Here is a 13,939-nt window from a genome sequence, read left to right on the forward strand (position 1 = left end):
CTTTTACTTGTCTATCATTGAGGATAACAACTTTCAGACACTTTAAATAGCAAACGTTACCTCTTGTCTGACCTCACTTTCATCCCATGTCTAAAGACGGGGTTCACCCTGCATGGGCTTTCTCTTTCGGAAAATCTGTAGAGGTGTAAAATGGTGACCTTAATAAAGGAGCATCGATTGCCTAAAGATGTAGACAAAGAACAATGTGTGGTAAATATACTTATAATGTAACGAATCAGTCCGATAATCTTTGGGCTGATTTTTTAATTTGCATGAAAGCTTTTGTTATAAATATGTAATGTCGTTTGTATTTTTGTTAAAAGTGAACAATGTTATTTAATAACTCGTATCCTACAATCAGATTAAGAAAAGATATAAAAATAAAAAAAAAAAAGGAGTGTCAATCATTGTAAATGCTTCATTTTTTGTGTGAAGTATACAAAACAAAAAAACGAAGTGTGATTTTCTCTTTTCTAACTATGGTCACTAGTTAATCAACAGACGCATTCGAATATAATAGAAGGGAATGGATTGTATGTTAGTAAAATTATTAGAACCATTAAATGTTCCAGATTCGATCATTGAAAAATTAGCGGAACCAATTAAACAAGGCGGTCATGAGTTTGTTTATTACACCGAGAAAACAACTGATTGTGCAGAATTAGCAAGTCGTAGTGAAGGTGCAGATGTTATTATGATTGCGAATAATCCTTATCCTACAGAAGTAATTGATCAAAATGACAAGTTACAATTAATCAATGTTGCCTTTACAGGTGTTGATCATGTAGGTATCACTCAAGCTAAAAACCAAGATGTTATGGTATGTAATGCAGCTGGTTATGCGAATCAAGCAGTTGCAGAATTAACTATTGGCTTAGTATTAGATGTGTATCGTCGCATTACTAAGGGAGATAGGGAAAATCGTGCCGATAATTTCCCAGGGGCATTCCAAGGTAGTGAGATTAAAGGTAAAACAGTTGGTTTGATCGGTACAGGTAAAATTGGTTTAATGACTGCTCGATTGTTTAAAGCATTTGGTGCAAACTTAATCGCTTCAGACCAATCTAGCAGAAAGCCAGAAGCTAAAGATCTAGGTATCGAGTATATGGAATTAGATGAGTTATTAGCACAATCTGATATAGTGTCATTACATATTCCATTACTACCAAGCACGAAAGGATTAATTTCTAAAGAAAAACTACAGTTAATGAAGGAATCAGCCATTTTAATTAACTGTGCACGTGGCCCAATTGTTGATAATGATGCATTGGCGGATGCATTAAATGAAGGGCAAATTGCAGGAGCCGGTATCGACGTATTTGATATGGAACCGCCTATACCTGGAGACTATAAACTATTACACGCCAAAAATATAATTTTAACACCACACGTAGGGTTCTTTACTGATGAAGCGATGGAACTGCGTGCGAAAATTGCATTCGATAACACTACAGCATTCTTAGAGGGTAAACCCAAAAATATTATTAAACGCTAAATTAATGTAGGGTTTTTTGGAAATTTGAAACAAGGAGAAAATACAATGACATTAAAAAAAATAGCAAGAAAAGATTTAAAAAATCGTATTTTCCATTGGCCAGATATTCAAGAGTTTAAAGAAGAAGAAGCGACAAAACATATTTTCTATGAAACACCTAATACTGTAGGAGCTGTTTGGTGTATGCATCCAGGACAAGATTTGCCAATTCACTCGCACGAGAAAGCTGATGATATTTGGATTGTTGTAGAAGGAACAGCAGATTTTTATCCAGAGTGTGGTGAAATGGTTCAAATTAAAGCTGGAGATGTTGTTGTTGCACGTGCGGGTGAAAAGCACGGAATGACTAATAGTTCTGATAAAGATTTTGTTATGTTAGGGATTGCGGGTCCAACACCAATCGGCTTTATTCCGCATAAACATCATTAAGTGAAATAGCACGTCTGTTGATTAACTAGTTTTCATAGTAAGAAAGAAGGATTCCTCCTTTTAGATGCAATATCTACTAAGGGGGAATCTTTCATGCCATCATTATAAATTGTCATACCTCATTAAAACTTTATATTATAATGTGTTGCACTGTAAATATAGGTCAGTCCGATAACCTTAAGGGTAATCGGGCTTATTTTTTGTTTGTTGCACCTTCCTTGCTGTGCAGAGAGTAATCGAAGGTGCAAAAGTACTGCGTAGAGATCATTTAGCGAGAATACCATAAGTCATACTTTTATAAAAATTTTAAGTATACGCTTTTGTCTAAAATGTGCAAATCCATTTCTGTTTTTGTTAAAAGTGAACAATGTTATTTACTTACTCATAACCTAAAATTAACGTAAGCAATACATAAGTAAAAAAACGAAAAATAGGAGTGTCATATTATGGGACAAACAGTTAAAAATGACCCGAATTATTACAAAAAAATAATTGTAACACTGTGTTTAGGTTGGGTAGTTATTTGGATTTATCGAACAATACTTACGCCAATATACCCGCAAATTCAAGAATCACTAGGGAACATTAGCGATACACAAGTAGGTCTTGTTGCTTCTATTTATTTCTTTGCCTATACAGGTATGCAAATTCCATCAGGAATACTCGTTGATAAATTTGGTCAAAAACGAGTATTAATCCCTGCATTTATCATTTTTGCATTAGCAGCATTCGTAATTGGAACAAGCTCGACAATCACGCAAGTGTATATTGGTGCCTTATTGGCAGGTCTTTCGACTGGTTCATACTATGGCGCAGCATTCTCCTTATCAGCTAAACATATGCCAAAAGATAAAAAAAGTTTTTCTAACGCAATCATAAATAGTGGCTCTGCATTAGGTATGGTAATTGGTTTAATAGGTTCATCTGTGTTAGTAGGTGGTCTTGAAATCAAATGGAATTACATGCTTTATATGACAGCCATCCTAATAATAGCAGTAACATTTGTATTTGCTTTGTTTGTTAAACAAGACAAAAAAACTGCTACAAATGAAACATCTGAAGATAAGAATACAACAACACAAGACACAGAATCTCAAAGCATTGATTTATTTTCGCCCAAAAAATTAGTTATTTATTTTGTTTATTTCGCAACATGTTATGGTTATTACATGATTGTGACATGGTTACCATCATTCCTTGTCGCAGAAAAAGGATTCGAACAAGGTTCAGTAGGATATGTAGCTGCTTTAGTGGCAGTCACAGCAGTACCTGGTGCATTAATATTCTCTAAATATATTGATAAAAATGCGCATATGCGTCTGAAATTAATTTTATTCTTGTTAATTGGTGCAGCCGTTACAATTAGTTTAACCGTGTTTGCGCCTAACCCTGCAGTGCTCTATGCTGCACTAATCTTATACGGTTTATTAGGTAAACTTGCCATTGATCCAGTTTTAATCACATATGTAACTGATTCAGTATCATCAAATTCAGTTGCTAAAGCATTAGGTTTCTTTAACTTCTTTGGTATGACTTCATCTGTTGTTGCGCCAACGCTCACTGGTTACATTGGTGACATCACTGGCTCCAAGGTATTAGCATTCTATATTGCAGCCATACTTCTTGCAGCAGCAGCGATTTTATTCTTCCTTGTAGTTATGTTAAAAGAGAAAAAAACAACCCATCCCCTAACTAGTGAATAAAGCAAAACTACCTATCAGTGGAGATTTTCCCCAGATCCCGCTGATAGGTAGCTTTGTGATTGTCATCAAAATATTTCTGTCCCTTAAAATATTGATAGGAAAATCAAAAAAATAAGGCTGTTTTCGTATAGATTGTAGCTGTTAATTGTTAATTTTTCCATTTAATTTTGATATCATTTTTTCGAAATGCATCAATGATATAGAGGGGCTATCTAAATGCGAAATAAATTGCGTTTCAATAAACGAAAATTCTTTTGGTAAAGGCACGTGCTGTTCAATTAGGAACTGCATTTATTTGTTGCGATGAAAGTGGTGCCAATGAAGTATACAAAAGAGCATTGATAGAAGGACATTTTCAAGAAACAGTATTGACCAAGACATTTACAGGCAGATTAGCGAGAGGGTTATCAAATGAATTTAGGGGTACCGTCAGGAAAATGCGGATTTACAGCGATAAGGAAATTCCAAATTAAAAAGCCCAACTTCTCTGAAAAACAAAATAGAGAAAGTGAGCTTTTCAGTTACTTCATTATTTTTATTTGAACTAATATAAAACTGCTAAGTTGATTTTTTAGCTCAGCTATTTATTGAATTCATTAACTGGAAGAAGTATTCAGGTTTATGAGTCTTACTTAGGTTATACCATGAATGTAATGTGTCGGGTGCAAATACATCTAATTTTTTCAGTACTTCCATCGTAAATTCTAGAGGTGCTACTCCTGATGCAGTAATCAAATTCTCACCAGTTACCGCAGGTCTCATCTCATAAAATTTTTCTCCTTTATAATTAGGACAGACCATTTTAATATACTCTAAGTCATTGCTTGTGTGTTTTCTAGAATCTAAGTATCCCATATTCGCAAGGGCCTCAGTTGCACCACAAATTGCAGCAACAATAGTACCAAGCTTTAAAGCTTCGCCAATTTTTTTTAAGATAGGTTGATGAATATCTTCTCTCCAAGTAGTTCCTCCAGGTAAAATTAAAAGATCCTTACTTTCAAGTGTACATTCATCATGGGAAATATCTGGTTTTATGCTCAGTCCTCCCATCGTAGTAATCATTTCTTTATTAGCTCCTACTGTAACTACTTTTAAAGGTGCTAAATCTTTTTTGAAATATCTTCCTGAGTTTAGTTCAGCAATTAAATATCCATATTCCCAGTCTGACATTGTATTAAAAACATAAAGATAAACTTTTTTTGTTTGCATCCAATAACACTCCAATCACAATTGATATAGCCTATTATAAAATAACTTCCCTGACAGTTAACGTCAGGGAAGTTATCATACTTGATGAAATTTTATTAATTCTGACAGAACTTCAATAAGTCTTTTCTTAAGACTTATTGGCTCAATAACTTTAATAGATTTACCGTACGGTAAAAGTAAATAAGGTACATATGTATGTATCATATCCTTTTCAAGAAGAAAAACTGCTTGATTTGAAGTCCGTTCTTGTAAATAATGTCCTAAAAACCAATGTTGGCAAATATCATCCAACGTCCTTGTATTTCCATTAATAACTAAAGAAATAATCCCTTCCTTATCTTCTATAGTTGGAAGGAGGTTTTTCATAAAAAAGTCACGTGCTGAAAAATTTTCTGGCCGGTTAAACTTATTTTCGGTTAGCATTAGACTTTCAATTCGATCTACTCTAAAACTACGGATATCATTCCTAAGATGACAAAATCCAATCACATACCACTTATTATTCCAATAAATAATTCTGTACGGATCAACCAATCTATATTTTGATTGATCTTCGCCACTTTTATGGTAAAGAATTTTTAAAGAGTATCCGTTAGCTACGGCCTGCTCCAACTCCTTCAAGAAAGGTTCCATAGAGAGGGAATTTAATCGACTTATTACTTCAAGACTGGTCAAATGTTGGTTTATCTTTGTTTCCTGCTCTTGATTTGAATATTTGCTTAGCTTTGAAATAGCCCTATTTAGTGCTTCACCACCATAATATCCAGCTTCTTCTGCAAAAACAGCAGCATGATAAAGTGAAGTTTGTTCCTCAAAATCAAAAAAAAGAGGAGCCTCAATAAAATTATTCAATAAAGTGTATCCACCGTTATGTCCTGGTTCTGAAATTATAGGTACGCCGCTTGTTGAAATTGTATCTATATAACGATACACAGTCCTTATATTCATCTCTAACTTTTCTGAAATTTGTTTTGCAGTAATTTTTTCACCTGAACGAAGCATCCATAGAATTGCTAACATATTGTCAATTTTAGGCATATAATTCCACCTCTATATGAAATTTATTTCCTATTATATATTTCCTATTTTTGGTATAATTMATCAACTGTTCCTTTCCGATAGCTTTCTATATAATGAGGCCCTATATTTACTGGCAACAAATCTTACGAAAACAGCCTAATTTTATAAAGCTGTTTTATCACGATTAATAATTATTGTTAGTGCATTTAATAGAATCGTGCTGATTAATAAGAAGGTTACAGCAAGTACCGAACTACTAGTTGTATCCATAAGAGCAGACCAATCCTCAATCTCAACTAGATGATGATTATAAAATAATTGGAAACTTATCGATATAGCACAGGCGCTGAGACTTAAACTGGAAATAATTAATCTATAATTGCGTAGTTGCTTATTCGTATTCAAAAGACTACTAATTGGTAACAGAAGTGCTATTACTCCAAGTACAAGGCTTCCAATATTAAGTAAACCGATCATAATAGATATCACCCCTTTTCAAATTAGATGACGAAATAGATTGGAAAATGTTTCTTGATAATATCTTTGAATTATAATGTTTGTTAGACCGACTTTTTAATATTCAATTATTTTAACTGAACAATACTAGGAAAAAATAAATAAGGTAATCCACTAGTTATTAATCCAAGAGTTTATGAGAAAATATTTATACTAACTAAGTGCTTTAGTTAAAAATTCGGTTTGCAAAATATCAAAAAAAAGCCAGAGTTAATTCTCTACACATTTTGTAAATTTAAGAAATTATAGGACAGTTTAAATAGCAACTACTTTTTATTTTTAATAAATTGTGTGCGAATCCTCTGTATTTGTAGAGGAGGGAAAGCAAGCGTACCGACAAAATAAGTTTTAGAAGAATCTTTGTGCTTTCGCTGCGTAAGCTTTTTCATATAACTCATTCAAATAGAATCCCGCTAAAAAGCATTCTTAACAGCTTTTTAGCGGGATTTTAGGTTTAAAATGTTATTTTCTCTGATGCAAATAATGCTAATCGTATATCCAATGAAGTATCAGGAGCATCGATTGGCTGACCTAAAATTTCTTCGCATTTTTTAATACGATATTTTACCGTATTACGATGGATATATAAATCTTCAGATGTCTTTGTAAGATCACAATGGTTCGCCAAAAAAATTTCTAAAGTTTGTTTTAGTTCTTTCTCTTTCGTTGTTTTTGGATAAGCTAAGGAACCTAATGTGTACGTGATAAACGGTTTTAATTTATTGGCCGGAATGAGTTGTAATAATTCTTCCACACTTTTGGATTTATAGAGCTCTATAAATCCAACTTCACCGCTTTCAGACTTATGATCAAAAGCTTCATTCGCTTCGAAATAAGAGAGCGGTAACTGTGAGAATTCAGTGACCTCATTACCAATACCAAATGAAAGTGTGCTATTAAATAATTTTTTATACTCTTTTTGAAGATACTTGCAGTAATCTAAATAATATTGATGTTTAGTTTGTAAGAGTATCGTAAACCGATGATTACCTGGAGACATATATAAACTGATAGACGGATCAATGTCAATCAACTTATGTGTTAGCCATTCAAAAGTCATTTGATAGCGCTCATTCAAATAGATATTATTTTCTACATTTTTCTCTTTATCAATCGCACAAATTATCACCTGGTAGAAGTTTGATGTTTGGATATGATGCTTTTTCAAAAACTCAGGATGCTGCTTGACTGACATAAGATTATCAGGATGTTCAGACATGAGTGTTTCGAAAAATCGGTTCACCTCTTGTTGTTCCGCTTCTTTAACTTTACTATTTTTATAAATTGCGAGACTAAGTGTATTTACGGCTTGTTCTATTGCTAGCAAACTAAATGGATAGGTGAGCGTATTGACATTTGAAACCATTAGATAATATGGGAAATATTTAAAAGCGGGCACCTCAAATATAATATGTTCTTCTTGAAAAGATGCACGATTATTAGGTGGAATGTGCTTGGAATTTAAAGATCTTTTGAAGTAACTAAGATTTTTTTGAATCTGTTCTGAGTGTTCTTGGAAGTGATGGCTCATCGATTTAATTTGATAAAAAGGATTTAATAGCATCACAGGGACACGGAGGAGCCTACTCATCCGTTCAATCATCATTTCCAAGCTTAAACCTCTCATAAGCATTGTATTTAATTCTTGTTGGATATCTAAAGCAAAATATAATTTTTCAGTTTCTTCATCCAAGATATAGGATGAAATATGATGAGTGATCGATCCAAGATTCCAACTTTCGGGGATTCTGATAATCGGGAATTTTAATTTGTTCGCAAATTCTATCACTTCATCGTCAATTTTTTCTAAAAATCGGGATAATTTAATACCTATGCCAGCAACTTGTATATCATTTAATTCTCGAATGAGATCAATTAATCCGGATTGATCGTGCTGATAATTCATACCCGTTGTAACGATAAATGAGTGTGGTGCTGTGAAATTTTTGATATCAGGCGTTTCTGTAATATCGACCATTTCTACTTCTCTTTCTAAATCGCCTTCACCATTTAACAATGTTAAATCAGAAAATTGTTGGACAGACATGATTTCTTTTAATGTTGTCACAAGTATCATCTCCTTTATCTTTGTTAGAAAAAGCCAAAATAAAAGTTAAATATGTAAGATGCTACAAGGATAACCTATAAATCTGATTGTATACTATTCTTGAAGGTTATTATACGTATAGTCCTTTATTTCAAAATATCAAAGGAGAATTATGTGAACAAATTCGGAGTATTCAACGAAATACTTCGTTTTTTGACAAGAGCGTGACAGCGAGGGAGCATGCCAAAATTCATTTATTTACAATTACGACTTCGTACAAGTAAATAGAGCAGCTCATAATAATAGCTGTTGAAGGATAATGCTACAAATCTAGTAGATATGTACATATCAGCTGAGGAATATCTAAATTATTTTTGAAATTAACTACTTTAGAAAGAAGTGACAACGATGTGGTATCAACAATATAATCCACTTGGAAACGAAATAGTAAGCGGAATAATAGCCTTTCTTCCTATTCTTCTATTTCTACTAAGCTTAACAATCTTTAAATTAAAAGGGGTTTATGCAGCCGTATTAACTTTAGGTGCAACTATTATCATTACAGTCGGAGTCTTCGACATGCCGATCGCTAAAGCCTTCGGGGCAATTCTCCTCGGAACAGGCAAAGCACTTTGGCCAATCGGTTATATCGTCATTATGGCTGTATGGTTGTATAAGATTTCTGTACAAACCGGTAAATTTGAAATTGTACGTGGTAGTATAGCGAATATTACAGAGGACCAAAGACTTCAATTATTGCTCATTGGCTTTTGTTTTAATGCCTTCTTGGAAGGAGCGGCAGGATTAGGTGTTCCCATCGCTATTTGTGCAGCATTACTGGTGACTCTTGGTTTTCATCCAATAAAAGCAGCTGGACTTTGCCTCATCGCCAATGCCTCTACAGGTGCATTCGGTACAGTTGGAATTCCGGTTATTACAGGTGCCGAAGTTGGAGGTATGGAAACATTAGAGCTTTCAAGAATGACGGCATTGATTTTACCGTTGATTTCATTTCTTGTACCATTCCTCCTCATCTTTATTTTAAATGGCCTCAAAGGAATAAAAGAAATATTCCCAGCTATTTTTCTTGTCAGTAGTGTATTTTCAGTGCTGCAACTACTAACGATTGCTACTATAGGGCCTGAGCTTGCGAACATTATTCCATCTTTAATTAGTATGGTGGTGTTAGCCGCATTTTTAAGAAAATGGCAACCTAAAACGATTTATCATGAACCTGGGGTAGAAGTAACAGGTACTTTAAAAAAATATACTATGAAAGAGATTTTGGTAGCGTGGTCACCATTTTATTTACTTACCGGTGTCATAGCTGTTTGGAGCTTCCCTGCATTTAAAAATTTATTCGCAGATGGTGGTGCACTGGATTTTACAACTATAGCTTTGAAAATTCCTGGACTACATGATGAAATCATTCGTACACCACCGATCGTAACAGAAGCAAATTCTATGCCAGCCATCTTACAACTTAACTTTGTTTCTGCAACAGGAACGGCGATTTTATTGTCAATCATTTTAACCAGTGTGCTATTTCCTGCGTTAAATATAAAACAAACCGTAAATTTACTAGGTGACACCATTAAAGAACTGTGGTTACCGATTTTTACGATCGTTCTTGTCATGGCTTTCGCAAATCTATCTGATTTTTCTGGACTTAGTACATCTTTAGGACTGGCGCTGGCAAAAACGGGTGACTTCTTTCCATTTGTGAGCCCAGTATTAGGTTGGATTGGTGTCTTTCTTACGGGATCTGTTGTTAATAATAACGCTCTATTTGGTAGCTTGCAGGTAGTAACTGGAACGCAAATCGGGATTTCGCCAGGATTGCTGATGGCAGCCAATACAGCTGGAGGAAGCGTAGCAAAATTGATTTCACCACAGTCTATTGCTATTGCAGCAGCAGCCGTTAATCAGACCGGGAATGAATCAAAAATCTTTCAATATACATTACGATATAGCTTAGGGTTACTTCTTCTCGTATGTATCATGACACTTTGCTTATCATTTTTCCTATAATGATTTGAAAATGAATAAACCGCATGGTAAATCTGAGTTTTCTCATTGATTTACTATGTGGTTTTTGTTTGTTGTCAGGATATGATACAAGCAACTTTAATCTGCTCGCATGCCTTCGTATTATCTGGAAAAATTCAATTGCTCCATATAAAAATATAATTTGTTGATAATGCATAAAAAGTCCATCCATTATTGTTCGTTCTGTCAATGAATGGTTGTGAGGAAGGACCTATAATAAAAGTGAATTAAGAGGAAGGAGTGAAAGAGTAATGGATATTCAATCGACTTTTGAATTGTTAGATAAGAAATTCACCAGTTTTGGTGGTTTACAACAAGGTGGAATTACACGTCTGCTATATTCTCAAGAATGGAATACTGCCGTTCGTGAGCTGGAAAAAACATTTAAAGAAGAAGGCTTTGAAGCACGTTTCGACGATATCGGTAACTTATCTGGTCGACTTGTGGGAAGTAAATATCCGGGAGAAACGATTTTAACGGGTTCACATATTGATACAGTTGTTGAAGGTGGTCATCTTGATGGGCAATTCGGTATCTTATCTGCACTTGTGGCTGTTAAATATTTGAAAGAAAAATATGGTCAACCACTCCGATCATTAGAAGTATTATCGCTTGCAGAAGAAGAAGGTAGTCGATTCCCTTACACATTTTGGGGTAGCAAAAACTTCTTTAACTTAGCTAAAAAATCGGATGTCGACACAATTGAAGATGCTGAAGGTATTAAGTTCGAAGATGCGATGCGCGAATCAGGCTTTGATTACCGAAAAACTACTGACGTTCGTAATGACATCAAGGCATTTGTTGAATTGCATATTGAACAAGGGAAAGTATTAGAGACAGAAAATAAAACAATCGGTGTGGTCAAGGGAATTGTCGGCCAGAAACGGTACACAATCAACTTAAAAGGCGAAGCGAATCATGCTGGCACAACGCCAATGTCATTACGTCGCGATACAGTTGTTGCCTATAGCGAAATTGTCACAGATTTAACGAAACGTGCAAGAGAAGTTGGAGAGCCACTTGTCTTAACGTTCGGCCATGTCGTACCTGTTCCAAACACAGTAAATGTAGTTCCTGGAGAGATTTCATTCTCAGTAGACTGTCGTCATATTGATCAACAACTATTAAATGATTTTGCGTCAGAAATCGAAGACAAAATTAAAGCAGTAGCTACCGCAAATAACATGACTTATGACATTCATTTGTGGATGGATGAGACACCAACATTGATGGATGAAAAAATCGTTCAAATAATTGAACAAGCAGCCAAGGATAATGTAGGTGATCAATATAAAGTGATGCCATCTGGTGCAGGACATGACTCACAAATATTTGCACAATATGTTCCAACAGCCATGTTGTTTGTACCTTCTATAGATGGAATTAGCCACAATATAAATGAAGAAACGAAGATAGCTGACCTCGTTAAGGGGATTGAAGTATTGATAGATGTATTGTTTGAACTAGCGTATAAAGAATAAATAATGTGAAGGAGTCAGAAATTATGGGTTACATAAATCTAAATCAAGGATATAGAGAAGGTTTATTAGAAACACGTTCAGTGATTAAAAAAGATAATTACGCGTTAATTACACCAGACGGCTTAGTCAACAATGTTGTACCTGGCTTTAAAGATTGTGACGTAACAATCTTAGGATCTCCACGTTTAGGTGCAAGATTTGTAGATTACTTAATAACAGTAAAAAACCAAGGCGGAAACACAACTGGTTTCGCTGGTGATGGTATTCAATCATTTGTATACGTTGTCTATGGCAATATCAACGCTTATGCGGATGGTAAAAAATACGAACTAACGGAAGGTGGGTACTTATATGTACCTCCACATTTACAGTTGACGTTTGAAAATAATAATAACGGTGAAGATAGCCGCTTATTCCTATATAAAAAACGTTATCAGCCACTTAAAGGGCACCCATTAAAAGGGCATACACCAGAAGTTATTTCAGGTAATGTGAACAACATTAAACAAGAAGCCTATGAAGGGATGCAAGAAGTATTAATCCAAGACTTATTACCAAAAGAAATCGGCTATGACATGAACATTCATATTCTTTCATTTAAACCAGGTGCTTCCCACGGTTATATTGAAACACATGTTCAAGAACACGGTGCTTACGTATTAAGTGGACGCGGTATGTATAACTTAGACAACGAATGGATGCCAGTTGATAAAGGAGACTATATCTTTATGGGCGCGTATGTGCCACAAGCTACCTATGCAGTTGGTTTAGATGAACCATTCTCATATATTTATTCAAAAGATGCGAACAGAGACATTGATTTATAAAGCGGAGCACATTTATTCTCCGTTACAAAGGAAATTCAACATTAAATTTTAGATTATAGAATCTGACGAAATATTTTATTCATGTAAGAGAAGGAGCTGACAAACATGCGTGTATCGAAGGAAGAACTATTTAATTTAATGAAACAAAAGTTTATGAAAGCGGGATTAAATGAAGGAGCGGCACATGATGTTTCAGATGTATTAACATACGCCGATCATAGAGGCATTCACTCCCATGGTGCTGTCCGTGTTGAATACTATTCTGAACGAATTGCAAAAGGTGGTATTACAGCAAATCCAAATTACACATTTGAACAAACAGGACCAGCATCTGCTGTTTTTGATGGGGATAATGGTCCAGGTCACCAAATCGCAAAACAAGCAATGGAAAAAGCGATTGACATGGCCAAAAAATCGGGTGTTGCTGTTGTTGGTATGAAGCACATCTCGCATAGTGGTGCATTAGGTTACTTTGTTGAAATGGCAGCAGAACAAGATATGGTTGCTTTAAGTATGTGTCAATCAGATCCGATGGCCGTGCCATTCGGAGGAACTGAACCTTATTTTGGTACAAATCCAATTGCATTTAGTGCACCATCTGCTGATGACCGCATCATCACATTTGATATGGCGACAACTGTCCAAGCATGGGGCAAAATACTAGATGCTAGAAGTAAAAACGAATCTATTCCAGATACATGGGCGGTTGATGCAACGGGTGCACCAACTACGAATGCAAGAGATGTTCATGCACTCCTGCCAATCTCGGGTCCAAAAGGCTATGGCTTGATGATGATGGTGGATATTTTATCTGGAAGTCTTCTTGGGGTCCCTCATGGTGTACATGTTTCTTCCATGTATCAAGACTTAACAAAAGGACGCGATTTAGGTCAACTTCATATCGTGATTAATCCTGCGTATTTCACAGATTTAGATGCTTTCAAACGACAAATTTCAACGATGCTCGATGAATTAAAAGTGCAGAAAGCGGCAGAGGGCTATGGAGAAATTTATTATCCAGGTGAACGCGGTAAGTTAAGAAGTGAGGAATATGATACGGAAGGTATTGAAATCGTAGACGACATTTACAACTATCTTGTGTCAGACGATGTACATTTCGATCGTTATCACGGAAAAAATAGATTTGCAGAATAATAAAATGG

At 35.0% G+C, this 13,939-nt stretch carries 12 protein-coding genes; 8 read left to right on the forward strand and 4 right to left on the reverse strand.

The window, feature by feature from the left end; all coding sequences use genetic code 11:
* The first annotated feature begins 535 nt into the window (after positions 1-535).
* The 4 genes from AC1DCY_RS04575 to AC1DCY_RS04590 all read left to right on the forward strand — a co-directional run bounded on the left by AC1DCY_RS04575 (position 536) and on the right by AC1DCY_RS04590 (position 4,100).
* The gene (locus tag AC1DCY_RS04575) at positions 536-1,495 is read left to right on the forward strand and encodes a 2-hydroxyacid dehydrogenase (protein WP_477347845.1); all 960 of its coding nucleotides are present in this window, start codon (positions 536-538) and stop codon (positions 1,493-1,495) included.
* Positions 1,496-1,540: 45 nt separating this feature from the next.
* Positions 1,541-1,924, forward strand: coding sequence for a cupin domain-containing protein (locus AC1DCY_RS04580; protein ID WP_477347847.1), 384 nt, complete (start codon positions 1,541-1,543; stop codon positions 1,922-1,924).
* A gap of 446 nt (positions 1,925-2,370) precedes the next feature.
* Positions 2,371-3,627, forward strand: a complete 1,257-nt coding sequence (locus AC1DCY_RS04585) for an MFS transporter (RefSeq protein ID WP_477347849.1) — start codon at positions 2,371-2,373, stop codon at positions 3,625-3,627.
* A gap of 254 nt (positions 3,628-3,881) precedes the next feature.
* On the forward strand, positions 3,882-4,100 hold the full coding sequence (locus AC1DCY_RS04590; RefSeq protein ID WP_477347851.1) for a nitronate monooxygenase: 219 nt from the start codon (positions 3,882-3,884) through the stop codon (positions 4,098-4,100).
* A 103-nt stretch (positions 4,101-4,203) separates the two neighbouring features.
* Here the strand turns inward: AC1DCY_RS04590 and AC1DCY_RS04595 are convergent, their stop codons facing one another.
* From AC1DCY_RS04595 to AC1DCY_RS04610, 4 genes are all read right to left on the reverse strand, one after another.
* Entirely contained in the window at positions 4,204-4,836 is a 633-nt protein-coding gene (locus AC1DCY_RS04595; RefSeq protein WP_477347853.1) for a type 1 glutamine amidotransferase family protein, read from the reverse strand.
* 75 nt (positions 4,837-4,911) lie between these two features.
* Complete coding sequence (locus AC1DCY_RS04600; RefSeq protein ID WP_477347855.1) at positions 4,912-5,874, reverse strand: helix-turn-helix transcriptional regulator; 963 nt, start codon at positions 5,872-5,874, stop codon at positions 4,912-4,914.
* A gap of 144 nt (positions 5,875-6,018) precedes the next feature.
* Complete coding sequence (locus AC1DCY_RS04605) at positions 6,019-6,333, reverse strand: hypothetical protein (protein WP_477347857.1); 315 nt, start codon at positions 6,331-6,333, stop codon at positions 6,019-6,021.
* Positions 6,334-6,826: 493 nt separating this feature from the next.
* Positions 6,827-8,440 (reverse strand): PucR family transcriptional regulator, encoded by a 1,614-nt coding sequence (locus tag AC1DCY_RS04610; protein ID WP_477347859.1) that lies wholly within the window; start codon positions 8,438-8,440, stop codon positions 6,827-6,829.
* Positions 8,441-8,827: 387 nt separating this feature from the next.
* On the opposite strand from AC1DCY_RS04610, the gene AC1DCY_RS04615 reads away from it, so the two are divergent.
* From AC1DCY_RS04615 to allD, 4 genes are all read left to right on the forward strand, one after another.
* Entirely contained in the window at positions 8,828-10,450 is a 1,623-nt protein-coding gene (locus tag AC1DCY_RS04615) for a lactate permease LctP family transporter (protein ID WP_477347861.1), read from the forward strand.
* A gap of 269 nt (positions 10,451-10,719) precedes the next feature.
* Positions 10,720-11,949: an allantoate deiminase gene (gene allC / locus AC1DCY_RS04620; RefSeq protein ID WP_477347863.1), complete on the forward strand. Its 1,230-nt coding sequence runs from the start codon at positions 10,720-10,722 to the stop codon at positions 11,947-11,949.
* A 23-nt stretch (positions 11,950-11,972) separates the two neighbouring features.
* Positions 11,973-12,776: a (S)-ureidoglycine aminohydrolase gene (allE, locus tag AC1DCY_RS04625; RefSeq protein WP_477347865.1), complete on the forward strand. Its 804-nt coding sequence runs from the start codon at positions 11,973-11,975 to the stop codon at positions 12,774-12,776.
* Between the two features lie 105 nt (positions 12,777-12,881).
* The gene (gene allD / locus AC1DCY_RS04630; protein ID WP_477347867.1) at positions 12,882-13,931 is read left to right on the forward strand and encodes an ureidoglycolate dehydrogenase; all 1,050 of its coding nucleotides are present in this window, start codon (positions 12,882-12,884) and stop codon (positions 13,929-13,931) included.
* Positions 13,932-13,939 lie beyond the last annotated feature (8 nt).

The sequence above is a fragment of the Lysinibacillus sp. 10T31 genome (assembly GCF_056394365.1).